Consider the following 25277-nt stretch of genomic DNA (forward strand, 5'->3'; position numbering starts at 1 on the left):
CTCCGGGCTGACTTATGAGGATTATTTCAAGCGTGCTGCTCTTCATCGCTGCCGGGTTCCTTGTCGGCTGCCACTCGGATGCTCCGGTCACCCGATTGGCGACAAAGCAGGGTGAGCAGGTGCCCGTGCCGCCTTTCTCGATCGCGATCACACTGGACAATGAAGCCAGAGAGAAGCTGGAGAATGCAGGGGAGTCGATCAAGGGATGGATTGTTTTCGACGGCGACGGGACCCGTTTGCCGGGAGAGAAAACCGCTCCCCACCGGGAGGTGTTCCTCGGCACCCATGACTTTGAACTGGAGAGGTCCGGAACGATCCGGATCAAAGACGCCACGGTATCCAAGGAAGCCTATGCGCGGCTTTCCGACCGGAACTACCATTTCACGATCAACGTCGTCTCCGGACGCCGGAGCTTCGGGAATAATGTATTGAGCGGAGGGTTCGCGATGGGGAAATTCGAAGACCTCGCCGATGGAAAGCCGGTCCGGATCTATTGTTCGCTCCTCGACACAGGGCGATGAAGCTTCCTCGCAAAAGATGGTTCGTATTGTTCGTGCCCGCAGCCTTCTTCCTGCTGATGGCCTACGGGATCTTCCTTGCGCCATCGATTGACCGCGCCCGCTACAAGAGCAAGTGGATCGAGCGTTTCTCCGACTACCGGGGAGGAGGTGCCATCCCCGCTGAATGGAAGGACGAGGTCGGCCGGCGTTCGCTCCCGTCTGGCGAGTGGATACTCGCCGCCATGCATCACGGAGTCTGTGCGCCCGGGCCTGAGGGCACGTTTGATGCATCGGTGATCCTCGATTCTTCCGGGTCCATCTTCTATCGGGATTGGTCGCCTTGTGCCGGAGGCGTATCGAATGGTGTAAGATTTTGGGAATCCGAGCTGGAGCCGACGATCAGTCTTGCGGACTTGCACGGCCACCGAACCAAGTGGCTACGGGCAGCGCCTTGAGTCCCTGCGGCCTCGGGTCAATAATATCTCGAATGAAAAGACGGGGAGATCCGTTCAATCGGGAAGTAGCCATGAACCCGACACGCTCCTTCTTCTTCCTCGGACTGCTGGCCTTGTTCGCCTTGCTGCCTTCGATCCTCCCCGCTTCCCTTGCCGCTCCCACCCCGAAGCGGGACCTCAGCGGCAGGATCGTCGAGATCCACCGCAGAAGCCCGATCGTGGTGCTGGAGGATTTCAAGGGCTGGGACCGCGAGCAGACCGTACGGGTAGCCGTGGGCGAGAAGTCGGCCATCCGGCGCTGGTTGGAAGGGCTCGGCCCGAAGCAGGCTGCCGTCTATCTCAAAGCCGCGGATGTGAAGGGTTTCGAGGTGGGCATGACCGTGCGGGTCAAGGGCTACAGCTATGTCTCCGGCTCTTGTGACGGCGGCAGGGGTGGCTCGGTCGTGCCATGGTATGACGAGCTGGAGAAGGAGCCGGGCAAGCGCCGCTAGGGTCTTGTCCGCGGCGGCTCCAACGGCAAAACATAAGGGGCGCTGCGGGCGGACTTGATCGCCCGCTTCCCACACGCATCCGCCCTTTGGAGAGGGGCGCTTCTACAACTGTTCCGACTCCAGAACCTTCCTGCCGGGAACGCCCGCGAGCGCGCGATCCAGCAGCGCTTTCGCAATCCTCACCGCCGGCACGACGCGATAGCGGCGAGGCACCACCGGGCGCAGCGCCGTGAGCGCGAAGATTGCGAGACTCTCCCCGAGCCGGACTTCCTGCCGCTCTCCCCAGATCACGGACGGGCGCACGATGGTGTAGGAGCAATAGCCCAGCGCATCGAGATCCCGCTCCACTTCGCCCTTGGTCCGCAGGTAGAAAGTCTTCGATCCCGCGTCCGCACCGACGGAGGAATTCAGCGCATAACTCCGCGCACCGTGCATCAAGGCGTGTCGTGCCACGGCCAACGGGTAGTCGCGATCAACCCGGCGGAAGGCTTCTTGGGAGCCTGCCTTGCCGATGGTGGTGCCGAGCGTGCAGATCACCGCATCCACCTCCCACCATGGTTCGCTGCCGCTGAGGCTGGCGTAGTCGACCAAGGGATTCTCCAGCCGCGGGTGAGGGGAGAGAGCCCGACGTGTCGGCGCGACCACCCGCTCCACCTGGGAGTCGGCCAGCGCGAGCCGCAGGACTTCCTGTCCCACCGCACCCGTTGCGCCTGCTATCAAAACTCTCGCCATGCTTGGATGAAGAAAGCGAGCCCGCCGCCCCCGGCAACCGTTAATATCTAGAGGTCGGATCGAGTCGCCCCGCCAAGCTGCCGGGCGAGAAGGCCTTGTCAGAATGTATCGGGTTGACCTTGAATCGACTGGTGGAAGATGAACCGCAGTTTGCCGCGATCGCGAAAACAGACCCCGAGTTGCAAAGGGCATACGTCCGTGCCGCGGAGAGCATCCCGCGATTCATCGTGCATCTCCGGGATAGGTACGGCGATGCCCTCTACTCCGCGAAACTCAGATTCCGCGACCCCGATGAGTCGGAGCGACGGGGTAAGGACCAACTTCTCTACCTCTGGCTCACGGGCATCCACTACTACGCGGAAGACGATTGCTTCTCCGGTGTATTCTTCGAAGTTCCGGCGGAACTCGGCCCATGGTTCCAAGTCGGTCAACAGCACGTTTTCGAGGCTGAAGATATCTTCGACTGGATGATGCTCGACCACGGCCACCTCCACGGCGGCTTCACTCTGCGCGTGATGCGGGAAAAGCTCCCCGAAGGAGAGCGCGCAGCCTATGATCAGTTCATCGGCGTTTCGATCTACGAGCCCTTGACCACTATGCCTTGAAAGGTGGACCGAACACCTTATCCCGTCATGAGCCGCGCCCCGAATGAAATTCCTCCTTGGCGGGAGTGTCCCTTCACGCCGGGAAGGTCCTACCGCGTCCTCAAGGACTTCACTGCACTGCGCGACTCCTTTAAGGCGGGCCAAGTCCTGACCTACAGCTCCGATGCTTGGTCGCGGTACGATGGTATCACCGGCTACTTCTTTGTAGAGCGCGGTGCCGGCCTCTCGCGGGTTTGGGATATCGACGACGGGGACGACATCGGCATCTGGAAGGAGCTTTTCGAAGAACTTCCGGATCGGACGGGGAAACGCAACTAGCCGCATTTTCCCGGGTTGATCCCGCCATGAACCTTAACCGCGCGGCCTTCCTCGTCGTGGCCGCCTCCGCCCGTCTTCTCGCCGCCGATCCGGCTCCCTACGATCCCCTCAAAGTCGCCGACACCAAGATCGAATCGCAGACCTTCGAGGTGAAGGACGCGAAGCGCGACCGCGCCCTGCCCATCCGCGTCTATCTCCCCGCGAGCGACAAGCCCGCGCCGGTGGTCCTCTTCTCCCACGGCCTCGGCGGTTCGCGGGACAACAACCCCTACCTCGGCAACCATTGGGCGAAGCGCGGCTATGCGGTGGTCTTCGTCCAGCATCCCGGCAGCGATGAGAGCGTGTGGAAGGACGCCCCCGCCGCGGAGCGAATGGCCGATCTGAAGAAAGCCGCTTCCCTCGAAAGCTACCTCGACCGCGGCAAGGACATCCCGGCGGTGATCGATGCCCTCGCCGCTTGGAATGACGGGAAGGACCACGCGCTTCACGGCCGCCTCGATCTGGAGCACCTCGGCATGTCTGGCCACTCCTTCGGCGCGCAGACCACCCAGGCGGTGGCCGGCCAGAGCCTCGCCCGCGGGCGCATGTCCTTCGTCGAGCCCCGCATCGATGCCGCGGTGATGATGAGTCCCAGCCCGCCCGCCATGGGCGATCCGGCGGCCGCCTTCGCGAGTATCAAGATTCCCTGCCTGCTGATGACCGGGACCTTGGACGACAGCCCGATCGGCAATACCACGCCTGCCGACCGCCTGAAGGTTTTCCCGCACCTCAATCAAGCGGCTGCCTGGCAGGTTGTCTTCGACAAGGCAACTCACATGGCCTTCGGCGAGCGGGGCCTGAAAGGGGAGTCTCCCATTGATCCTCGCTACCACCGCGCGATCCTCGCCCTCACCACCGCCTTCTGGGATGCCGAGCTCAAGGGCGACCCCACGGCCAAGTCCTGGTTGAATGGCGAGAGCGCGAAGTCCGTGCTGATCGACGCAGACAAGTGGGAGTCGAATGCCAAGGCGAAGGCACCCTGAGCCTTTTTAGACCGCGAACTCAACGCGCTCGTAGACATCTCCGAGCGACAATTCAGCCCCAATCTCAGGCAAGGGGATGACCGCGTCCAAGCCTGCAAAGTGCTCGATCGCGAAGCCGCCCTCCACCCGCCGGCGATGAACGGTCACCTGCGGCGCGTCCGTCTCCACCAGCAGCAGGACTTTCAGGGATGGGATGCCAAGGTAAGCCGCCCGCTTCTCTCCGAGATCGGTGCGACGTGTCGATTCACTCAAAACTTCGACCACCACTACCGGATTGTCCTGAAAGTGATCGGTCTGGGGATTCGGATGACAGACGACCAGCGCATCCGGATAGTAGAAGCGGATGTGATCCGGAAACTCGATCCGGATTTTGGTATCGCTGTTGAAGGTCTGGCTGGACTTGCCGCGGAGAGCCGATCCCAAGGCTACAAGAGAATTTACCACCGCAATATTGTGAGCATTCGTCGCTCCGGCCATCGCATGTACATCCCCGCCGAGATACTCGTGCTTCACATCCGAGATCTCCTCGCCCGCCAAGTAATCGGCGACGGAAATGATCGATGGCTGCTTGAGAGCGGTCATGCAGGAGACCTAGCGGATATTTCCTCTCGCTGCAAGTTTACCCCCTCCGTTGCAAATCAAGGGGCAAGCGTCGCATGAATCGGTCCGGTGATTGGGGCCCTCCCGCTTCTAACTCGGGTAGAAACCCTGAAATTATCGCGTATGATGCCCACGTGAAGAAGCTCATCGCCTTTCTTTTTGCCCTCGTTTCGGGCCTCTACCTCCTGATTTGGGGGCCGATGATCGGACCGCTGGACCCTATCCCGATTGTCGATGAAGCCACAGCCTTGATCATTTTCGTGAAAGCCATGGGGGTACTCGGGATCGACCTGACCCGCTTCATTCCCTTCATGAGCAAGAAAGTAAAAACCGCCCCGAAGCCCGGGGGGCAGGTGGTTGATGTTTGATTTTTCGGGATTTCTGACGAAAAACCTGCTCCGCACCCGCGTAAACACCCGCGTTCATGACCGACTCCGAATCCCAAAGCCGCTCGATCATCGGCCCCATCTTCCTCACGTTCTTCGGCTTGGTGGTCATCGCCGCCCTGGCGATGTTGCCATCGTGGGCGGGTCCGCCGCCGGAAGACGGCCTGCCGGACCTGGCGAAGTTCTTCGGGCGCTTCCACCCGGTGGTGCTACATTTGCCGATCGGCATGCTGCTGCTGGTGCTCGCGCTGGAGGCGGGACGCCTGTTTTCCAAGAAGAAATCTTCCTCCACCCAGATCGCGATGTTCTTTGCCGCGGCCTCCGCGGTTGTCGCGGTGCTGCTGGGCTTCGTCCTGTATTACAGCATGCCCGGCGATTATGATCGGGAGCTGGGCGAGCGCCACTTGAATGGCGGGCTCATCTTCGCCTGCGGGGCGGTGGCCGCCTTCATCGTGAAGGTCTGGGTGGATGTCGCGGGGAAGGGGACTTGGCTCTACCTGACCGTCCTACTTGCGAGTTCCGTCATGATGGGAATCGCCAGCCATGACGGCGCCTCGCTGACCCACGGCAAGGATTACCTGACCCAGTACGCGCCGAATCCGGTGCGCGAGGCGATCGGCCTGCCCGCGAAGAAGGAGAAGAAACCTAAGGAAGGCTCCGACACCGCTCTTGCGGGCAATGGTTCCGAGGACAGCGACGAAGCGGACAAGTCCGAGGGCAGCGCTACCGTGGCGAGTAAGTCCGTCCCGGTCGTGGCAAAGGCCTCCGGCGAGCAGGTGGTCTACACCGACATCATCGCGCCGATCCTCGAGCAAAAGTGCTACTCCTGCCACAATGCCGATAAGCAGAAGGGCAAGTTCCGCATGGACGAGTACGACCTGCTTGTGAAGGGCGGCAAGGAGGGCGAAGGCCTCGTCCACGGCAAGTCCAAGGACAGCAACATGATCGTCCGCATCGACTTGCCGGAGGACGACGACGAGCACATGCCCCCCGAGGGCAAGAAGGACTTGGCAGACCACGAGGTTGTGCTGATCAAGTGGTGGATCGATGGCGGGGCCTTGAAGGACGCCAAGCTGGCCGACCTGCAGGCGGGTGACGAGATCAAGGCGGCTCTCGCCAAGGTCGTGCCGCCCGAGCAACTTGCCAAACAGAAGGAAGCGGCCGAGCACGAGATCAAGGCTTCCGCCGACAAGCGCGAAACGGTGAAGGTCGAAGTCGAGCGCTTGCGTAAGGAATTCCCCGCCGCGCTCAATTTCGAATCGCAGTCCTCCAGCGGCGTGACCTTCACCGCCGTCAGCATGCGCAAGGATTTCGGCGACGATGACTTGGCCAAGCTCAGCCCGGTAATGCCCTCGCTGGTTTCGCTCGATCTTTCCTCCTCCACCGTCACCGACAGCGGTACGAAGCTGCTCAAGAACGCGGCTGAGTTGAAGTCGCTGCGCCTTTCCGAAACCGGCGTCACCGATGCCGGCCTGGATGTCCTGGCGGCCCTGCCCAAGCTGGAGTCCCTCAACCTCTACGGCACCCAGGTGACCAATGGCGGCGTGCTGAAATTGGCGGGCCTGTCCAATCTCAAGAAACTCTACCTCTGGCAGACCAAGGTCGATGATGCCGGCCTGCAAGCGCTCAAGGCGAAGATGCCCGGCTGCGAGATCGTGATGGGACTCTGAAGTGGCCTTGGCTCGGCAGGGACCGCTCTCCGAGCGGTCCGGCTGATGGCGGCGGTCTCATGCGAGGCGGCACCGGAGCGAGGGTTCGCGCCGCCCCTGCCTCCGGAGACCACCGCGAATCATCCCAACAGCCCGCCCAGCTCCTCTTCCCCGATCACCTTCACCCCCAGCTTCTCCGCTTTGTCGCGCTTCGAGCCGCCGCCTTCACCGGACAGGAGATAGTCGGTATGTGCCGAGATGGAGCCGGAGACCTTCGCCCCCTTTGATTCGATGAAGCGTTTCATCTCGTCGCGCCCCATCGAAAGCGTGCCGGTGATCACGAAGGTCTTGCCCGCCAGCGGCAGCGCGGAGAGATCGGCCTCGTCACGCCGCGGCAGATAGTTCTCGGAGCGTGGATCGATCCCGAGTTCGGTCATGCGTTCCAGAACGTGCTTGCCGGCTTCCGAATCGAAGAAGGCGATGATGGCTTCCGCCACGACCTGGGCCACATCCGCGGAGATGGCATAGGGGACGAGCTTCGCATTCCTCTTCTTCGCGTCCGGCCGGGTGTCGGCCCGTAGCTCCGGCAGGATTTCCGAGTTCGCCAGCGTTGCGAGGGACTCATGCAAGCGCGCGAGTTCCTTGGCCGCGGATTCACCCACCTGGCGGATGCCCATGGCGAAGAGCCAGCGGTCCAGCGGCTTGTGGCGGGCGCGCTCGAGCGCCTCGAGGACCTTGGCGGCATTCTTCTCGCCGAAGCGCCGCGGCTCCTCGTCGCTGCCGAGGTTGAGCGTGGCCAGGCGCTCCCGGTCGAGTGTGAAGAGATCGAGCGGTGTGCGGCACAGCCCGCGATTGACCAAGGCCTCCGCGACGATACCGCCCACGGCCTCGATATCGAGCGCCTTGCGCGACGCGAATTGCCGGATCTTCGACACCGCCTGCGCCGGGCATTCAAAGTTCGTGCAGCGCCAGGCGACGAAGCCTTCCTCCTTCGAGACCGGCCCGCCGCAGGAAGGACAGACGCCTCCGATGTGGTCGAGCAGCGAGAAGGGCTTCGAATCGCCGGGGCGCTTTTCCAGCACCACCTTCACCACCGCGGGGATGATTTCGCCCGCCTTCTCGATCACCACCGTGTCCCCGATCCGCACGTCCTTGCGCTGGATCTCCTCCTCGTTGTGCAGCGTCGCGCGCGCGACCGTGGTGCCGGAGACGAAGACCGGCTCCAATTCCGCCACCGGGGTCAGCACGCCGGTGCGGCCCACCTGCACCGTGATGTCCTTGAGCAAGGTCTCCTTCTGCTCGGGCAGGAACTTGTAGGCGGCGGCCCAGCGCGGCGCGCGAGAGGTATAGCCCAGCTTGTCGCGCTCGGCACGGTCCAGGACCTTCACCACCGCACCGTCCGTGCCGTACCCGAGGGCGTGGCGGTCGGTATCGATCTTTGCAACGTGGGCCAGCAACTCTTCAAGCGAGTGTGCGATCAGCACCGGCCGGTTGCGCGGGATGCCGGCCGAGTCTAACAAGTCATGCAGGTCTGTTTCCGATGCAAGTGCCGGGCCTTCGTAGGCACCCAGGCCATGCGACAAAAAGGCGAGCGGACGCTTGGCGACCAGCTTCGGATCGAGCTGCTTGAGTGCACCAGCGCTGGCGTTGCGCGGGTTCACGAAGGTCGGCAGCCCGGCTTCCTCGCGCTCCGCATTCATCGCCGCGAAGGCCTCGTTCGGCATGTAGATCTCCCCGCGGACTTCCAGCAGGGTGGGGAAGGATCCAGCCAGGGAAAGCGGTATCGACCGGATCGTCCGGACGTTGTTCGTGATGTCGTCCCCGGTCGTCCCGTCGCCGCGGGTCGCGGCGTAGGACAGCACGCCATCGCGATAGACCAGCGAGACCGCCACGCCGTCGATCTTCGGCTCCACCGTGACCGCCACGTTTTCCCGGCCGAGGTTCTTCTGGAGACGCTTGTAGAAATCGATCAGCTCGGCTTGCGGGACTTCCGCGTCTTTCAGCTCGAAAACGTCGTCGATGCTGAGCATCCGGACCAGATGCTTGATCTGTTGGAAGCTATCGAGCGGCGCACCGCCGACGCGCTTGGTCGGGGAATTGGGATCGTCGAATTCAGGATACTTGGCCTCCAGTTCCTCGAGCTCCCGGTAGAGCTTGTCGTAGTCGGCGTCCGAAATCTCCGGGGCCGCATCGGTGTAGTAGAGACGGTTGTGGCGCTCCAGCTCGGTGCGGAGATGCAGGATGCGGTCCTCGATTCCCATAAGGCAGGTGTTGAACAGTTCGTCCATGAAGCAAAAGCGGCTCGCGGTGGCGTGTAAAGCTTCACTCGATCTTCCCGGCCCTCGACCAGGGAGTGACGATGTAGTCCGCCGAATGGCTCACCGCATCGATCGGAAAGGGACCGAAATAGCGGCTATCCAGGCTGTTCCCGTAGTTGTCGCCCATCGTGAAGACGGAGCCGGGCGGGATCACCAGTGGATAGGAAGGGAGAGGGGTTCCAGGCTTGAGCGGGCCCTGTGCCCGCTGCGGCTTCAAGCCCGCGCGTTCGGGCAACGCTACGCCATTCACGCGGAGTTCGCCGCCGTCCCACTCGATCCGGTCGCCGCCGAGCGCCACGACCCGCTGGATGAATTTTCCCGTGAAGCCCGGATGCGCCCGCGTGGCATCGAAGGCGACCACGTCGCCCCTCTTGACCCTCTTGGCGGGGTTAAGGATGCGTGTCGCGATAGCCCGGTCGCCCGGTTCGATCGTGGGCGACATGCTCCTGGTCGGGTTCTGATAGAGTTTCAGTGTGCCGGTTGCGAAGACCAACACGAAAACCACTCCAAGGACCACCAAGGCCGTTCGCAGCAGGAACGAGAATTTTCGCCGGGACACGCGGAGAGGATGGAAAACGAAATGGCCTCCCTCAAGCCCGGAGACACTGCCTGTATCCCGCCGGGCTCACTCCGTCGCGCCCTGCTCTCGGATGATTTCGTCCAGCGCTTTGGCACCCTCCGCCCACTCGTCGGAATACACCCGCACGACCTCGAACTGCCGCGGATCGCTGCCCTCGTTGTGGCGGATTCCCAGGATCATCCGCCGCAGGAGGGTCCGGCCGGCGCGCTTGCCTTCCGCTTCACCCTTGGCTGCCACCACGGCATTCATCGCGGCTTGCTGCTCGCCGCCGCGGGGCACGTAGCAAAACATCGACTCTTCGGAGTCCGGCGATTGCATGGCGAAGCAGGCCCATTTGGCCTCGTCTCGATAAGCACCGTTGAAATAAACATCTCCCGCGACGGTCACGCGCACCTTCGATTCCGTGGCCTTGCCCGAAAGCAGATCCGGCCACGGCGTGCTGACATGGCGGTCGAAGCCATCGAAATCGATCTGCCAGCGGCCTTCGGCATCCGGTGAGATCAGGGCGAGCCGGTTGCGCTTGCCGACGAATTCCACCAGCACCGCCTCAAGCCGCAGGGAGCGGCTGTCGATCGGATGGAGATAGCGCACCCGCTGGACCTTGCCATCGACCTCCCCAAGCTTCGCCAGTTTGGCGATGATTGCGGCCGGTTCCTGCTCGCTCTTGCGGATCAGTGGCGCGAGTTCCTCCGGCGTGCGCGCTTTCAGCATGGAATTGACCTGCTCGACCAAGGTGGAGGGCGGCGGGGTGGGAATTTCGGTGACGGCCGGGCCCGTTCCCGTAGTCATGGCAGCGCCGGTACCTGCCGCCTGTTCCTTTTTTGCGACCATCGCCCAGATCGCGAAGCCGGCCACCACCAGGCCGCAGATGACCAGGAACACCGTCAGACCCGCCGCCAAGGTGAATTTCACCTCGCGCCATGAGCCGGACGCGCCCGGCAGCGCTGCTGGTGTAGTAGATGCGGGACGTTCTCCCGGGCTGCGCGAATCCCGGCGCATCTTGGAAACCCGGCCGATGGACGGGGCGTCGCCGATTCCGCGCCCTTCCCGGGGCGGGGGTTGATTTGGAGAACTCATGGAGTGGGGGAGGGGTCCGCGGCTCCGCTTAACGCGCATAAACCGTGATCCGGTAGGGATCATAGCGGTCATCCGGGCGGAAAAGCCAGCCTGGATTCCGGTTCACCACCTCGTATCCCGTCAGCATGAAGGTCTGCAGGAACTGGTTGCTGTTCGGATCGTAGCTCTCGGTATTGGTGAAGTAGCCGTTCAGGCGGTACTCGTAGTTGTTGTCGAAGCCGTAGCGCTGTCCCTCGGGGCCGCTCTCGTGCAGCCGGTCCGGCTGGCGCTTCTTGTCCTCCTTGATGATGACCAGCTTGGCCTTGTCCCAGGATTGCTTCGGCCGGCGGACGTACCCCCAGAAGCGGGTCTTTTGCACGTAGTAGCGGCGGCCATAGAAGAAATCGCCGCTCGGTTCGGAGGCGATTGCCGCCTTCCGCTCCTCCACGGTCGGCCCTCCCATGTTGCCGCTACCCATCATTCCCCCGCATTGGCAGAGGACCGTCGTTGCCAGAATCGTTAGCCCGCGCGAGATCAAGCGCATAGGCGGCGAAGCTAAGGAGAGGTGCACGGTATCCGCAAGTGCCAATCCCAAACCGGAAAACCACTTGCAAATTGGTACACCCATGAGTACCTCCCCGGCCCCGGGCCGACAATGGGCAAGGGATTCGTTCAAGGAAACATGAAGCTGGCGAACCTTCTCACCCCCGACAGGATCATCCTCGAGATGACGGCAGGGGAGCATTGGCCCGCCATCGTCGAACTCATCGATCATCTTGTCGGCACCACTTCGCTGGATAGTTCCCTGCGCGATGAAGTGCTGGAAGCCCTCAGAATCCGCGAGGAGCAGGTCAGCACCGGCGTCGGCCACGGGGTCGCCATCCCGCATGCCTTCTCCGAGAAGCTTGACCGGGTGGTGGCGGTGTTCGGACGCTCGAAGGCAGGCATCGATTTCGAGGCGCTCGACCAGCGGCCGGTCCACTTCGTGATCCTGTTTCTGGTGCCCAAGAAGGACTATCACCTCCATCTCCAGACGCTGGCCGCGATTGCCAAGATGTTCACCAATGCCGAGGTGCGACGACGTCTGGCCGAGGCCCATCAGCATCAGGAGATCCTCGATATCTTCGCCGGCAAGCCTTCCAAGGCGGCTGCGAACGGGGCGGCCTGAGGCTGCCTTTCCGTCCTTTGACTCCGGCTTTTCCCGCTTGGCCTTTCAAGCGACATTGCGGTGAATCCCGCACGACGAATTTCCCATGACCCTCATTCAGGACTTAGAATCCCGGCTGGCCGCGGCCTTCCACAGCGTGCTCGGTGAGAGCGTGACTGCGCCCGTCGTGGCGGCCACCGACCTGCGCTTCGGCGATTACCAGAGCAATGCCGCGATGGCGTTGGCGAAGCAGCGCAAGACCAACCCGCGCGCGTTGGCGGAGCAGGTGATCGCCGCCCTCGACCTCTCCGGCCTCGGCACCGCGGACATCGCCGGCCCGGGTTTCATCAACTTCCGCATTTCTCCGGAAACCTTTGCCGCCCGTGCCAAGGCCCAACTCGCCGATCCGCGCCTCGGCGTGCCGCTCACCGGCCAGCCGAAGACCATCGTCGTCGATTTCTCCGCACCGAACGTCGCCAAGCCGATGCACATCGGCCACATCCGCTCGACCATCATCGGCGCCGCGCTGGCCAGCATCGCGCGCTTCCTTGGCCACCGGGTGATCACGGACAATCACATCGGCGACTGGGGCACCCAGTTCGGCATGGTGACCTGGGCATGGAAGCAGTGTCTCGATGAAGAAGCTCTGCTGGCGAACCCGCTGCAGGAACTCCTCCGCCTCTACCGCCACGCCAGCGATCTCTCCAAAGCCGATGATGCGGTTCGCGAAGCCTGCCGTCAGGAACTCGTGAAACTCCAGCAAGGTGACGAGGAGAACTTCGAGATCTGGCAACGCTGCATCGAACTTTCCCGCGCCGGCTTGGACAAAATCTACGACCGCCTCGATGTAAGCTTCGACCACTGGCTCGGCGAGAGTTCCTACGACGCAGCCCTCGCGCCGCTGGTCGACCGCCTGCTGGCGGAAGGCCTCGCCCGCGAGAGCGACGGGGCCGTCTGCATCTTCTCGAATGGAGATCCAGCCGACCCGGCGAAGGACCCCTTCCTGACCCGCAAGGACGGCGAGTGGACCGACTTCCCGATGATCGTCCGCAAGAGCGACGGTGCCTTCAACTACTCCACCACCGACATCGCCACCGTCGAGTTCCGCCGCAAGGAGTGGAACGCAGACGCGGCCTGGTATGTCGTCGACCATCGCCAATCCCAGCACTTCCAGCAACTCTTCGCAGTCGCCGGGCGCTTGGATTGTGCCGGGATGGATCTGCGCCATATCTCCTTCGGCACGATTCTCGGCACCGATGGCAAGCCGCTCAAGACCAGGGCAGGGGACCTGCCCCAGCTCGATGACGTCTTGGACGAGGCCGTGGCAGCCGCGACCACCGCCGTGGCCGAGCGCAGCCGCGTGGAAACGGATCAAGAGCGTGCCGATCTGGCCGAACTCATCGGTATCAGCGCGGTGAAGTTCACGGAACTCGCTCATCACCGGCTTTCCGACTACGTCTTCGATCTTGAAAAGATGCTGGCCCTTCACGGCGATACGGCCCCTTACATCCAGAACAGCGTGGTGAGGTGTCGGTCGATCTTCCGCAAGCTGGATGAAGAGGTGGACCTTGCCAGCGTGAATCCTTTGCTTGCGGAGGACGCGGAAATTCATCTGGCCCGTTACCTGGCGCGGTATGGCGAAGTCCTCCCGACGATCTTGGACGACCATCGCCCGAATCTCCTGACGGCTTATCTTCTCGAGTTGGCCCGCGCCTATCACTCTTTCTTCGAGGCATGCCCCGTCCTGAAGGCGGAGATCCCCGTACGGAACAGCCGCCTGGTCCTCTGCGAATTGACCATCCGCGTCCTCGTCCACGGCCTCGGCCTGCTCGGAATCCGCTGCCCAGAACGAATGTAAGCACTCCCGTTCTCTCAGGCCTTCGCTTGGCACTTGGTCCTTCTTACTTGGAACTTCTTCCCCTCCCACATGGAACCACCCCGTCTCAGCCTGCCCTTCTACGTCATCGGCCACAAGAACCCGGACACGGACGCGATCTGCTCCGCGATCGGGAATGCCGCCCTGCTGCGCGCCACCGGCGAGTCCTCCGCCATCGCCGCGCGCTGCGGGGAAGTCCCGGCGCGCACCGCATGGGTGCTCGAGCAAGCTGGCATCGAGACCCCGCCCTTGGTCACCGACGTGCGGGCCACCGCCGGGATGATCTGCCGCCGCGATGTCGTCCAGGTTTCGCCGACCGATACCTTCATCGTCGCCTATCGACGGATGCTCGCCAGCGGCGTCCGTTGCGTGCCGGTGGTCGATGGCGCGGGCCTCGTCCACGGCATGCTCCGCTATCTCGATCTCCTCGAGCTGCTGGTCCCCGGCGATGCCAGCGGCATTCAGGCCCGGTCCGCGAATGTCTCCCTCTCGAAGATCGCCGTCACCCTCCAGGCCGAGAGCGTGGGCGCCGAGATGCCCGCCGGCGATGACGAGGAAGAGTTGATCCTGCTGGTCGGGGCCTCCTCCCAATCGACCGTCGAACGCCGCCTGAAACTCGCGGGCAAGGAAGGCAACGTAAACCGCTTCCTGGTCATCTGCGGCGACCGGCCGGTGGTGCAACATTATGCGATCGAGAACGGCGCCCGTGCCCTCCTCGTCACCGGCGGCAACGGCGTGGAAGCATCGCTCCGCGAACTCGCCAAGAAGCGCGGCGTCATCGTCCTGCTCTGCGCGCAGGATACGGCCAGTTCATCCACGCTGATCCGTTGCTCGCGGACCGTGCGCCATGTGATGGAGAAGAACTTCACCACGGTCTCCGGCAGCGAACCCGTGACCCGTCTGCGGAAGAGCGTCGCCCACCTCGAGCAGGACCTCTTTCCCGTGGAAGATCCGATCCGCAAGGAAATGATCGGCGTGCTCTCGAAGACCGACCTGATCGATCCGCCGCGCACCCGCCTTGCCTTGGTCGACCACAATGAATTCGCCCAGGCCGTCACCGGCGTCGAGGAATCGGAAATCGTCGAGGTCATCGACCACCACCGCCTCGCCGGCAACCTCGTCTCGCGCGAGCCGATCCGATTCCTGAATGAACCCGTCGGCTCGACCTCCACCCTGGTCGCCCGCAAGTTCCGCCATCGCTACCTCGAGCCGGACCGCGGCACCGCGCTCTGCCTCTGCGCGGGAATCATCGCGGACACCCTCTGCCTGACCTCGCCGACCACCGCCGAACTCGACCACGAGATGCTCGGCTGGCTCAGCGGCCTCGCCGGCATCGAGCCCGCCGAGTTCAAGAAAGAGTTCTTCGCCGTCGGCTCCCTGCTCGCCACCGGCACCCCCGATGCGATCCTCAATGCCGACCGCAAGGAATTCGATGACGAGGGCGTGAAGGTCACCATTGCCCAAGTCGAGGAGCTCGGCCTGCAAGCCTTCGAGCCGCGCCGCGAGGAGCTTGAGAAAGCACTCCAGGCCCTCGCCAAGGAACAAAGCTACGAGCTCGCCGTCCTCGTCGTCACAGACATCGCCGAGCACCACAGCCTCGTCCTCGCCGCCGGCGATCCCGTCTTCGTCGCGAACCTTCCCTACGCCCGCATCGACGCCAGCCTCTACGATGCCCCCGGCGTCGTCAGCCGGAAGAAGCAGATCTTCCCCGCCGTCTGCCAAGCCCTCAGAAGGGCGGGTTAGCAGCGCGGCTCCGCCATCGGTAGGGCGCGGTTCCTAACAGCCCGCCGCCAAGGGTAAGTAGTCCCGCCTTCAGGCGGACGAAGCCATCTGGCGTGCCGCCTTCTCGCCGATGCATCGGCTGTTCGCGGCTCCGCCCCCCTCGAGTGCGGAGACTTGTCACCGCCTTTCTTAGCGAGACTTGTCGAGCGTCCGGAGCACGGGGTGGAAGGAACACGATGACACGTCACCCGGGCCTCACGCGAGGGGCGGATCGCCCGCGCTTCGTCCTCGGCAAGCCTGCGGATAGAAGTGCGGTGATAAGTCCTGCCCGTTACCCACAACTTTTCATTTTAAAGACTCGCCACGCCTGCGCGAGGGTCCGCAGCTTTGCGAGGCCCCGCCACAGCACTTCGGGGCCGGGTTCCCCGTCGCTCTTCCTCCCAAGGAATCCGCCCAGCCTCGCGATCATCCGCACCGCTTCGCCGGTCGCCGGCGGCCGTTCCGGCGGCGGCCCGCCGGCCGCCGCGTGCACCGATAGCACCTCCCATTCGTCGCGCTCCAGCCAGCCTTCCACGGGGAGCCCCGGGCTGATCCGCGCCTGCCAAACCAGGGACAGCAGGTGCACCGCTACGACCATGTCCAGCGCGATGAAGGCCTTGAGCTTCTCCGCCGCGCGCACCTGCCGGCTTTCCACCCGGCAGCCGGTCTTGAGCACGCGGTGGAAGTCCTCGATCCGCCAGCGCAGGGCATACCAGCCGACCAGCCGCGCGGCGTCGCCGGCGTCCGCGACGGGTTCGGTCGTCAGCAACTGCCAGCACACCGGCTCCACGCCCGGCGGCGGGTCGATCTCCCGGACTTCCAGCGCCCACAGTTCCAGGCTTTCCGACAGCCCGAGGTGTTTCTTCTTGTGGGCGGGCACCGCCAGACGGACCCGCCCGGCCCGCACCGCGAGGGTGGCCTTGCGCGCCTTGAGCCCTTGCTTTCCTCGCGGCAGTTCGACCACGAGGGTGGCCGTCACCGGCAGCGCGGCGGGGGTCTGCCACAGCGGCGTGCCGCCGTCCTCAAGCTTGCGGTCGTGCTGGCTGCGCACCAGCAATCCGGCTCCGCCGCCGCGTTGCGCGCGGGTTTGCCGGCAGGCGGCGAGCAGTTCGTAGATGTCGGCCTCGCGGTCGGCGACCGACAGCACCGCGCGCGTGCCGCCGAGGTCTTCCCACAGCCGCTGCGCCTCGTGCCAGCCGCCGACCCAGCGGTGGCTTTCCTTTTCTTCCAAGGGCTGGCGGTTGCGCTTGCCGGCGGGCTCGCCGGCACCGCGGGGTTGCCGGGCGTAGACGAGGGCCGAGGCGAGGCCGTGGACCGCGCCGTCCGTGCCGACCACGAGCTGGCCGTGGACGAAAAGGCCGGGGGAGCGATCCTTGCCATGGCCGGCGGTGGGGCCCAGGCCTTCCTTGCTACGATGGTTGTCGTAATTGAGCGAGGTGGTGTCCTGCAAGACCAGCAGCGCGGTTCCCTCGTCCGCGGCCCGCAGCCGGTCCAGCATCGCGGCGCGGTGGGCGGCGAGGATCGCCCCGCTGTTGACCTCGGGCTGGTCGAAGAGCCGGTAGCAGGCCTTGGTGCCGGACCAGTCGCCGCAGGCGGCGGGAACCGGGGCGGTGGGATTTCGTGCGAAGTCGGAGGCCACGCGCACGAAGCGTCGGCTGCGGCGAGGGTCGCCGCAATCCAAGGTTGCAAATTCGGTTCCAGCCCAGGAGAGGGCGGCTTGCGGGTCGGGAGGATTGAGGTCGGAAGAATCGAGGTCCATCCGCGAAGCTGATGTAAACAGTCGTTTAGTACCAGCGCGATTTAAGTACGACCTCGAAAAGTTGTGGGTAACGGGCAGGATAAGTCTCCGCACTCCAAGGCCGCTGCGCGGCTCCTCTCCGTGGTTCATAAGCGCACTGGCTTCCAACACCTCACTTGTCCACGATCCTCAAAATCGCCCCGCCCTGATCGACGATGTAGACATTCCCCACCGAATCCTCTCCGAACGAAGAAATCATCCCCACCTTCCCCCCTTCGGGCGCGAAGTCATCCGTATGATCCTCCACATCCGTGGCCTTCCCACCCTTCAGGACAAAGGACCACACCCGGCGGTTGTTGTAGTCTCCGAAAATATATCGCCCCTCCAAACCCTTCACCGGCCCGCGATACACGTAGCCCCCGGTGACCGAGAGACCTTCATCGGACTTGCCGCCGTGCGCATACACATACACCGGCTCCACGTTGTTCTCCGGCTTGTCGCCCGCGATCTTCTGGGTCGGGTTCTCCTTGTCGGCCTCGCGAAGGCGCCAGCCGAAGTTTGAGCCCGCGCCCTTGCCCTTCGGCAGGTAGTCGATCTCTTCCCATTTGTTCTGGCCCACGTCGCCGATCCAGAAGTCGCCGCTCTTCCGGTCGAAGGAGCAACGCCACGGATTGCGAACGCCCAAGGCCCAGATCTCCGGCTTGTATTCGGCCTTGCCGACGAAGGGATTGTCCTTCGGCACCGAGTAACCGGACCCCGACGAGACATCGATCCGCAGGATCTTACCGAGGAAGGTGTCGGTCTTCTGCCCGTTGTTCGGCGGATCGTCACCCGCGCCACCGTCCCCGTTGCCGATGTAGAGCATGCCGTCCGGCCCGAAGCCAACCCAGCCGCCGTTGTGATTCTCGTAAGGCTGCTTGAAGGACAGCAGGACCTCCTGGCTGCTCTTGTCGGCCTCCTTGAAGTCCGGCCCCGCCGCCTTGAAGCGCGAGATCCGGGTGTTCTGCTGCTTGTCCACGAAGTTCACGTAGAACAGCCCTGACTTCTCGAAGTCCGGCGCGAAGGCCAGTCCCAGCAGGCCCTCCTCGTTGCCCTTGCGGCGCACCTGCTCGGTGATGTCCAGGAAGGGCTCCGCCTGTTTCTCCCCGCTCTTCGCATCGATGATCCAGATCTTGCCATCCTGCTCGATCACCCATAACCGGTCCTTCACGTGGGAAGGCGCGCCCACCCAGAGGGGGCGGTTGAAGCCCTTGGCGACCACCTCCGTTCCCGGTTTGGCGGCGGCGGGCAGGGCGGCAGAAAGAAGTGCGGCGGCGAGAAGCGTGTAGCGCATGGCGAGATAGGTAGGTGCTCCCCTTACCGCGTGCAACCCGGCAAACCTTTCGACCCTTCCCTCATTTGAGTGGCATCACGCCCCTGCAAGGGCAGCTGTGACGAAATTTCAGGCATCTTCAGCGCAGCGACACACTCCGATTGATGATTGGAGGAATAGTGATTGATGATTTCTTCTCCGGCTACAATCCGGTCATCTTCTCCAGCCGCTCCGGATAGCGCGCCCCCTGCACCGTGATCTCCGCCGCCGCCGCATCGATCTCACGTAAATCGTCGGCGCTCAATTCGACTTCCGCCGCCCCGATATTCTCCTCCAGCCGGTGCAGCTTCGTCGTCCCCGGGATCGGCGCGATCCACGGCTTCTGCGCCAGCAGCCAAGCCAGCGCGATCTGTGCCGGTGTTGCCTGCTTGCGCCCCGCGATGCTCCCGAGCAAATCGATCAGCGCCTGATTCGCCTTCAGCGCCTCCGGCGTGAAGCGGGGGAGGGCACTGCGGAAATCGGAGCTGTCGAAGGTCGTACTCTCGTCCATTTTCCCGGTCAGGAAGCCCTTGCCCAGCGGGCTATACGGCACGAAGCCGATCCCGAGTTCCTCGAGCGTCGGAATCACTTCCTTCTCCGGCGTCCGCGTCCACAGCGAATACTCGCTCTGCAGCGCCGTCAGCGGCTGTACCGCGTGGGCCCGGCGGATCGTCTGTGCCCCCGCCTCGGACATCCCGAAGTGCTTCACCTTGCCCGCCGCGATCAACTCCTTCACCGCGCCCGCCACGTCTTCGATAGGCACATCGGGATCCACCCGGTGCTGATAGAGCAAATCGATCACGTCGACCTTGAGCCGCTTCAGCGAGCCCTCGACCGCCTCCTTAATATGCCCCGGCCGGCTGTTCAGTCCGGGGGCGGTGCGCGGATCGGTTCCAATATCGAAGCCGAACTTCGTCGCGATCACCACCTTCCCGCGGAAGGGCGCGAGCGCTTCGCCTAACAGGTCCTCGTTCAGGAAAGGCCCGTAAACCTCCGCCGTGTCGAAGAAGGTCACCCCGTGTTCCACCGACTTCCGCAGCAGCGCGATCATCTCCTGCGCGTCCTTCGGCGGCCCGTAGCCGAAGCTCATCCCCATGCAGCCCAAGCCGATGGCGGAGACTTCCAGGCCGCTGCTTCCAAGTGTGCGTGTTTTCATCTCTGAATGTTTGTTGGATTGAATGGTTCAGCGCCGGTATTGCTCGTCGCTGACCTTCTCCAGCCACTCCACGGTCTTGCCATCGAGCTGCTCCTGGATCGCGATGTGCGTCATGGCCGTGGTCGCTGTCGCCCCGTGCCAATGCTTCAGTCCAGGCGGGAACCAGACAATGTCGCCGGGCTTGATCTCCTCGACCGGGCCGCCTTCCCGCTGCACCCAGCCGCAGCCTGCCGTCACGATCAGCGTCTGCCCCAGCGGATGGGTATGCCATGCCGTCCGGGCGCCGGGCTCGAAGGTGACACTCGCACCGACCGTGCGGGCCGGTGCTTTCGGCTGGAACAAGGGATCGAGCCGCACGGTGCCGGTGAAATACTCCGCCGGTGGTTTGGCCGAGGGCTGGCTGCCGTTTCTTATGATTTCCATATCAGTTCTTGGTTGGGGATTCGTTGCTGGACCGGTCCCGGCCCGGCCTATCACCGGAAGGGATGCCGCGGTCGCGGCACCGGCGGTTCTCAGAAAATCGCGTCGTGCCAGGTTCATGATTTCAAGCCACCTCGGCGCGCTGGCGGGTGCGCCATTCACCGGGCGAAGTCCCTTCCCACACCTGGAAGGCGCGGAAGAACGAGTTCGCATCCTCGTAGCCGAGCAGGAAGGCCACCCCGTTCAATTCGACGCCGCTTTGCTTCAGGTAGTGGCAGGCCAGCTCGCGCCGCGTATCCTCCACCACTTGCTGGAAGGTGATCTCCGCGTCGCCCAGCCTGCGCTGCAGCGTCCGCGTGCTCATCCCGAGCTCCTGCGCGATGTCCGTGAGCACCGGGCGTCTTCCCGCCAGCGAACGCTTGAGCGTGCGCTTTACCTGTTCCCCCAGATCGGCGGAGTTGGCGCGTGCCTCGAGTTCGTTCTCCAACTGCGCCCCGATCGCCGACAGCAGCTCCTCGTTGTGCGTCACGAAGGGGCGATCCAGATCGGTCTTCCGCAGCACCAGCGCATTGCGCCCCGCCTTGAATTTCACCCGGCAGCCGAAGTGCGCTTCCAGCAGCTCGCGATTCCGGACCGGCCGCTTGAGCTCCAGCCGCAGCGGCGTGACCTGCCCGTCCGTGCCGCGTCGGCCGACCGAAAAAATCCACGCCAGCGCCATATCGATCAGCACCTCCGGCTCGTCTTCCTTCGCTTCGTGATAGATGAAATTCACCGTCGCCTCGTCCCCGCTGGCCGTGATCTGGATCTCCTCCGGACAGGTCAGTTGCTTGTAGCGGGCCATCCGCTGCAGCGCGTCGCGGTAGGTCCGGCTGCACACCGCGGCGACCGCCGCAGGATGGTAGCGCTCCATCCGCGGCTCGGCCCCCAGCTTCAGCCCGATCCCAGGATCCGGACTGATCTCGCCAACCGCACGCCACAGCGCGAAGAGTTCCGCGGTCGTTGCATGGATCTTCTCCTGCTGGAAGAAGGTCGCGGGTAAACCGGCACGCCGCAGCAGCGCCGGCAGCGCCAGCTTCTGCTCTGCCAAGCGCCCCGGGAGGAGGCTGGAAATGCGGAAGCGGTCGGCGGCGGTCATGCATACACGCTACCCCACATCCGCATCCTGTCACTCGCAGCACGCGCCAATCCATTTGCAAGACGCGCCAAATGGCCGGGGCCCGGATAGCGCCCGATGCCAGATAACCGGCTCAGCCTCCGCCCCCGCCCCCGGCCGCAATTGCCGTTCCGCGTCCGACGGGGGGAGTAGCCGCCTCAATGCCAACACGTATCCGGCCTTCTTCTTCCTCTTAAATCTGAGATCTCAAATCTCAAAAGCGCGTGAATGTCCCGGCTCCCGCGCCCACGGCATGCACCCAACTCAAAACGCCGTCCGGAACGCCACCTGATAGGTCAGCGCCTTTACTTCGCCGTCGCGGGTCGTCAGGTCGTCCAGGGCCACGCCGCCCATCACCTTGAGACGGTCCTTGCAGAAATGGTAATTCAGCCCCGCGTAGAGGTAGTGGTGCTCGTTGCCGCGACCGTTGTCCACGTCCACCGCTGGATCCTCGTGCTCGGCACGGACGTAGCGGGACGGGATCTGCAGGCCTTGGGACTCGGGTGAACTGGCGTACTGGTACTGCACCACCGCTTGAAGCTTGTCCTCGATGATCCACACCCAGGGCATGACCACGAAGGCATGGAAATCCCCTGCGCGGCGGGTGATCAGGCCGTTGCCGCCGCCGTTATCGCCATAGATCGCCTCGGCGATGAAGCCCCAGTGTTTCTTCTCGTAGGTCGCGGAGAGCGAGGCCGCCCAGCCGTAACCGAGCGCGTCATCGGTCACCGCCCGGTCGTCCATGTTGTTCTGGCTGTAATCGAGCACCATCCAGAAATCGTTGTCCGGCTTCCATTTGAAGCTGCCGTAGAAGAACTCGCCGTCGTTCCAGGCACCGAGGAAATCCGAATCGTCTTCCGCGCTGTAGACACCGAGCACCAGCTCGTAGTCTCCCTTGTCCAGCTCCAGGGTCACGCCGGTCGGGCGGCTCTGGTTCCCGCCGAGCCGGTCGGCGATGCCGGTACGCTCGATCGTGTAGATCTCGTTCGAGGACATGTGCTGCTCCTCGGTCATCTTCACCTTCATCCGCCCGTACTTGAGCTTGATGCCGTCGAGCGGCCCCTTGCCGAAGGCTTCGCCGATGTCGAACTGCAGGGTGGCCTCGTCGAAACGGTCGTAGCCCCACTCCAGGTCGGTGAAAAGGTCGTCGCGGAAGCGGTCGTCCGCCACCAGGTTGACGTTGATCTCGGCGGTGAAATACTTGAGGAACTCCGTCTTGGTCTCCAGGCGGAACCTACGGTATTCGTCGTACTTGTCGTTGAAGTCGCGACCGTTGATATCCGTGCCTTCCAGGTAGGCTGCCTGGTAGTGGAAGCGCCCGCCGATCTCGAAAGATTGGAACCAGGGGTTCGTCTCACTGTAATAGAGCCGTCCGGGATGATCCCGCAGCCAGGTGCACCAGTCGCCATTGTTGGCGGGCTTGGCCGCATCCGATTCCACGATCACACCCTTCGCATCGGTCACGATCGGCACGGTCTCGGCGCCGGCCGGCACCGCGGCCGTCTCCGGTGCATCCGCCGGTTTGTCTGCAGGCTTGGCCGCGCCGTCCTTGTTCTTTTTGCCGTCCTTGGACTTCTTCCCGTCCTTGTCCTTCTTCTTCTTTTTCTTCTTCTCGCCCGTTTCCTCCTTGGCGGGTTTGGAGTCGCCGGCCGTTTCATCCGCCGCGTGAACGGCAGGAACGAGGGCGAAAGTTAGGCAGGAAAAGAGCGCGAGGCGGGACAAGGATTTCATCGGGGTTTCAAAGGGCTGCGGCGAACGCCTCACATGTCGAGTTCGTTGCCGGTCGGGGTCAGGATCACGCGGTTGTTACCGCAGACGTGGTGCAGGGCGTCCAGCAACTTGGGCGTGCTGGCACCGAGCTTGAGTTGAAGGCCATAGCGGAGTTCCGTCATCATCCCGGCCTGTGCGGAAGAGACGCTGACCAGCTGCGCGCGGTCCGAAAATTGTTGGAAGACCGGCTCCAGCAGCTGCTCGAAGTCCATGTCGCTGGTCATGCGCAGCGTCAGCATGTGCGAGGCGCGTCGCGGCGCGAAGGCATCCACCTTGGTCAGGATCACGATCGCGATCCCCACGATCAAGGTGATGACCACCGCCATGTCATACATCCGCGCGCCGACCACCATGCCGATGGCCATGGCGAAGAACACGAAAGCAAGGTCGCGCGATTGGCCGAGGGTGCGGCGGAAGCGGATCACCGAGAAGGCGGCGAACATCCCGAAGGCGATCGCCCCGTTCCCCGCCACCACCATGATCAGGATCGTGGTCACCACGCCGATCATGATCAGCGTCTGCACGTAGTCCTGCGAATAGCGGGTGCCCTTGTAGGTCCGGCGGTAGATCGTCGCGATCAGGAGGTTGAGCGCGAGACTGATCCCCATCGCGAAAGCGACCTCCCGGAAGTCGGGGCGTGAGCCCGCGACCGGCGCGGCGCTGCTGAAGATGTTGTCGAGCAAATGAAAGCCCTCGGGAGCGGCGGTCTGGGCGATGAACCTAACAGCGGAGGAAGCGAAGTCGGCAAACGGGTACATGCGGATACTCTGGGGAAATCAGACGGATACGGGGCTTATGCCTAACGTGCTTTTGCCGGATGCAAGAGCGCCAGACATTTCAGCGCCAGCAGGCGGAAGATGCCGCCGGTCTTGGCGGGCTCCGGAATCCGGGCCCGGCGTGGCAAAGCGGAAGTCGAAGGGGGCAGCGGCCGGCCCTTCTCGTCCACGGGATTGGGATTGCCGCGGGAGATCCTCTCGGTCGGCGCGGGATTGGGGCGCGGCGGCTTGCCGGTCATCCCCTTGAACTCATACATCTCCAGCGCGGCCGTGTATTTGCTGAAGCCGCGGGGCACGAGCTTGTATTCCCCGATCAGATTGCGGAACCAGAACGGCACCGGGCCGATGGTCTTCACTTCCATGATCGCCGAACCGGGCTCCAGCAGCGGAAGCTCGAAGTCCGGATCATCCGGCGTCAGCGGCACCAGCCGGAAGCGGCAGCGCGGGTCGATGTCGAAGGTGATGCGGATGGTCCCTTCCGGACCGCTGTCGAAGGCGTAGCGGTGATAGCGGATCTGCACCACCGGCTTGCTGCCGCGGGTGTTCACCAGATCGTCGATTTCGGCCATCACCCGTTGGTCGATGGACGTCGGGATGCCTTTGTGATTGGGAAGCTTGCCGGTGGAAAGGTGGCCCAGCTCGTCGAGCTCCACGGACACCCGGCGTTTCACCGTCACGCCGTCCAGCTTGTGCTTCACCTCGATGAAGGCGCTGGCCGGAATCGCGCCGTCGGCCCGGCCATAGACCCGGCTGCGCACGCGGCGGCGGTTCGGCACGCCGAGTTGCTTCTGCCAGTAGCTGGTGCGCTCGTCGGTGTCGAAATACTCGGACAGGACGGCGTATCCGTCCTCCGCGCCACGGTCGGCCACCATCATTTCTCCCACACGGGCGCGAAGCACTCCTGCAAGCTGCGGAGGCAGCACGAACTTGAATTCCCTGCGATTCTGATTTGCGTCCATTGCCGTGGGTGAAGGGGGAACCGGACCGGCAAGCGTGGCGTCGTGGGAGGACGGGCGCTCGGGGTGGCGGGCAGGTTCCTAGGAGTATCCGGTTCGTGGAAAGTATGTGGGGTTTTGGCGGTCAGTGACATACCGCGATGACGGGAGCTGAGTTCTCCCCGTCGCCGCAGTGTCCCGGGAATTCTTTACCGGGATGGCACGACCATTAAGGTGACAATTTCGTTACAGTTACGTCCCGTCGATCAAAAACCATTCCAGAAAAGGGACAATCTAGCGATTTTCCCGAGATGTATGGACATGGTCAACGGGTGGCAGGGGGGAACCCGTCCCCCGAAACGGGACGCCACCCATCCCCCGAACCGGGACGGGGGGTGGTGCCCCGAACGGCACGCCACCCGTAGCCCCGAACGGCACGCAAAGGTTATCCCCTTAAGGTAACCCCTTTAAGGAGTAGTACG

At 63.6% G+C, this 25277-nt stretch carries 25 protein-coding genes; 11 read left to right on the plus strand and 14 right to left on the minus strand.

What is annotated here, in order from left to right; genetic code table 11:
* The first annotated feature begins 14 nt into the window (after nt 1–14).
* From ABWK72_RS26335 to ABWK72_RS26345, 3 genes are all read left to right on the plus strand, one after another.
* Nucleotides 15–521, plus strand: coding sequence for a hypothetical protein (locus ABWK72_RS26335; protein WP_367872555.1), 507 nt, complete (start codon nt 15–17; stop codon nt 519–521).
* A gap of 32 nt (nt 522–553) precedes the next feature.
* Nucleotides 554–955 carry a hypothetical protein gene (locus ABWK72_RS26340; protein WP_367872556.1) on the plus strand — a complete coding sequence of 134 codons (402 nt, stop codon included), beginning with the start codon at nt 554–556 and terminating at the stop codon, nt 953–955.
* Between the two features lie 71 nt (nt 956–1026).
* Nucleotides 1027–1446 (plus strand): hypothetical protein, encoded by a 420-nt coding sequence (locus ABWK72_RS26345; RefSeq protein WP_367872557.1) that lies wholly within the window; start codon nt 1027–1029, stop codon nt 1444–1446.
* A gap of 102 nt (nt 1447–1548) precedes the next feature.
* On the opposite strand, the gene ABWK72_RS26350 is transcribed toward ABWK72_RS26345, so the two are convergent.
* Nucleotides 1549–2178 (minus strand): NAD(P)H-binding protein, encoded by a 630-nt coding sequence (locus tag ABWK72_RS26350; RefSeq protein WP_367872558.1) that lies wholly within the window; start codon nt 2176–2178, stop codon nt 1549–1551.
* A 119-nt stretch (nt 2179–2297) separates the two neighbouring features.
* Here ABWK72_RS26350 and ABWK72_RS26355 point away from each other — a divergent pair, with 119 nt between their 5' ends.
* From ABWK72_RS26355 to ABWK72_RS26365, 3 genes are read left to right on the plus strand one after another with little or no spacing between them, the layout of a single operon-like run.
* Nucleotides 2298–2783, plus strand: a complete 486-nt coding sequence (locus ABWK72_RS26355; protein WP_367872559.1) for a DUF2314 domain-containing protein — start codon at nt 2298–2300, stop codon at nt 2781–2783.
* 27 nt (nt 2784–2810) lie between these two features.
* Nucleotides 2811–3101: a hypothetical protein gene (locus ABWK72_RS26360; RefSeq protein ID WP_367872560.1), complete on the plus strand. Its 291-nt coding sequence runs from the start codon at nt 2811–2813 to the stop codon at nt 3099–3101.
* A gap of 26 nt (nt 3102–3127) precedes the next feature.
* A complete protein-coding gene (locus tag ABWK72_RS26365) occupies nt 3128–4123 on the plus strand; it encodes an alpha/beta hydrolase family protein (protein WP_367872561.1) in 996 nt (331 codons plus the stop codon).
* Between the two features lie 6 nt (nt 4124–4129).
* Here the strand turns inward: ABWK72_RS26365 and ABWK72_RS26370 are convergent, their stop codons facing one another.
* Nucleotides 4130–4705, minus strand: a complete 576-nt coding sequence (locus ABWK72_RS26370; protein WP_367872562.1) for a Uma2 family endonuclease — start codon at nt 4703–4705, stop codon at nt 4130–4132.
* Between the two features lie 152 nt (nt 4706–4857).
* Between ABWK72_RS26370 and ABWK72_RS26375 the strand changes: the two genes are divergently transcribed.
* Nucleotides 4858–5091, plus strand: coding sequence for a hypothetical protein (locus tag ABWK72_RS26375; protein ID WP_367872563.1), 234 nt, complete (start codon nt 4858–4860; stop codon nt 5089–5091).
* A gap of 56 nt (nt 5092–5147) precedes the next feature.
* On the plus strand, nt 5148–6779 hold the full coding sequence (locus ABWK72_RS26380) for a c-type cytochrome domain-containing protein (RefSeq protein WP_367872564.1): 1632 nt from the start codon (nt 5148–5150) through the stop codon (nt 6777–6779).
* Between the two features lie 119 nt (nt 6780–6898).
* Here ABWK72_RS26380 and ligA read toward each other — a convergent pair whose 3' ends face one another.
* The 4 genes from ligA to ABWK72_RS26400 all read right to left on the minus strand — a co-directional run bounded on the left by ligA (nt 6899) and on the right by ABWK72_RS26400 (nt 11256).
* Entirely contained in the window at nt 6899–9046 is a 2148-nt protein-coding gene (gene ligA / locus ABWK72_RS26385; RefSeq protein ID WP_367872565.1) for an NAD-dependent DNA ligase LigA, read from the minus strand.
* A gap of 34 nt (nt 9047–9080) precedes the next feature.
* On the minus strand, nt 9081–9635 hold the full coding sequence (lepB, locus tag ABWK72_RS26390) for a signal peptidase I (RefSeq protein WP_367872566.1): 555 nt from the start codon (nt 9633–9635) through the stop codon (nt 9081–9083).
* A 66-nt stretch (nt 9636–9701) separates the two neighbouring features.
* The gene (locus tag ABWK72_RS26395) at nt 9702–10655 is read right to left on the minus strand and encodes a hypothetical protein (protein ID WP_367872567.1); all 954 of its coding nucleotides are present in this window, start codon (nt 10653–10655) and stop codon (nt 9702–9704) included.
* Nucleotides 10656–10761: 106 nt separating this feature from the next.
* The gene (locus ABWK72_RS26400) at nt 10762–11256 is read right to left on the minus strand and encodes a hypothetical protein (protein ID WP_367872568.1); all 495 of its coding nucleotides are present in this window, start codon (nt 11254–11256) and stop codon (nt 10762–10764) included.
* Nucleotides 11257–11394: 138 nt separating this feature from the next.
* On the opposite strand from ABWK72_RS26400, the gene ABWK72_RS26405 reads away from it, so the two are divergent.
* From ABWK72_RS26405 to ABWK72_RS26415, 3 genes are all read left to right on the plus strand, one after another.
* Nucleotides 11395–11880 (plus strand): PTS sugar transporter subunit IIA, encoded by a 486-nt coding sequence (locus tag ABWK72_RS26405; protein ID WP_367872569.1) that lies wholly within the window; start codon nt 11395–11397, stop codon nt 11878–11880.
* Nucleotides 11881–11965: 85 nt separating this feature from the next.
* Nucleotides 11966–13717 carry an arginine--tRNA ligase gene (gene argS, locus ABWK72_RS26410; protein WP_367872570.1) on the plus strand — a complete coding sequence of 584 codons (1752 nt, stop codon included), beginning with the start codon at nt 11966–11968 and terminating at the stop codon, nt 13715–13717.
* A gap of 69 nt (nt 13718–13786) precedes the next feature.
* Entirely contained in the window at nt 13787–15478 is a 1692-nt protein-coding gene (locus ABWK72_RS26415) for a putative manganese-dependent inorganic diphosphatase (RefSeq protein ID WP_367872571.1), read from the plus strand.
* Between the two features lie 310 nt (nt 15479–15788).
* Here the strand turns inward: ABWK72_RS26415 and ABWK72_RS26420 are convergent, their stop codons facing one another.
* The 8 genes from ABWK72_RS26420 to ABWK72_RS26455 form a co-directional block, all read right to left on the minus strand.
* Nucleotides 15789–17255 carry an IS4 family transposase gene (locus tag ABWK72_RS26420; RefSeq protein WP_367872572.1) on the minus strand — a complete coding sequence of 489 codons (1467 nt, stop codon included), beginning with the start codon at nt 17253–17255 and terminating at the stop codon, nt 15789–15791.
* Between the two features lie 151 nt (nt 17256–17406).
* Nucleotides 17407–18567, minus strand: a complete 1161-nt coding sequence (locus ABWK72_RS26425) for a sorbosone dehydrogenase family protein (RefSeq protein ID WP_367872573.1) — start codon at nt 18565–18567, stop codon at nt 17407–17409.
* 181 nt (nt 18568–18748) lie between these two features.
* Complete coding sequence (locus ABWK72_RS26430) at nt 18749–19741, minus strand: aldo/keto reductase (RefSeq protein ID WP_367872574.1); 993 nt, start codon at nt 19739–19741, stop codon at nt 18749–18751.
* Between the two features lie 27 nt (nt 19742–19768).
* Entirely contained in the window at nt 19769–20164 is a 396-nt protein-coding gene (locus ABWK72_RS26435; RefSeq protein ID WP_367872575.1) for a cupin domain-containing protein, read from the minus strand.
* Nucleotides 20165–20285: 121 nt separating this feature from the next.
* Nucleotides 20286–21296 (minus strand): AraC family transcriptional regulator ligand-binding domain-containing protein, encoded by a 1011-nt coding sequence (locus tag ABWK72_RS26440; protein WP_367872576.1) that lies wholly within the window; start codon nt 21294–21296, stop codon nt 20286–20288.
* Between the two features lie 282 nt (nt 21297–21578).
* Nucleotides 21579–23045, minus strand: coding sequence for a porin (locus tag ABWK72_RS26445; RefSeq protein ID WP_367872577.1), 1467 nt, complete (start codon nt 23043–23045; stop codon nt 21579–21581).
* A 29-nt stretch (nt 23046–23074) separates the two neighbouring features.
* Nucleotides 23075–23842, minus strand: coding sequence for a DUF4956 domain-containing protein (locus tag ABWK72_RS26450; protein WP_367872578.1), 768 nt, complete (start codon nt 23840–23842; stop codon nt 23075–23077).
* A 41-nt stretch (nt 23843–23883) separates the two neighbouring features.
* A complete protein-coding gene (locus tag ABWK72_RS26455) occupies nt 23884–24819 on the minus strand; it encodes a polyphosphate polymerase domain-containing protein (protein ID WP_367872579.1) in 936 nt (311 codons plus the stop codon).
* Nucleotides 24820–25277 lie beyond the last annotated feature (458 nt).

It is taken from the genome of Luteolibacter sp. Populi, from assembly GCF_040801775.1.
Taxonomy (GTDB): domain Bacteria; phylum Verrucomicrobiota; class Verrucomicrobiia; order Verrucomicrobiales; family Akkermansiaceae; genus Haloferula.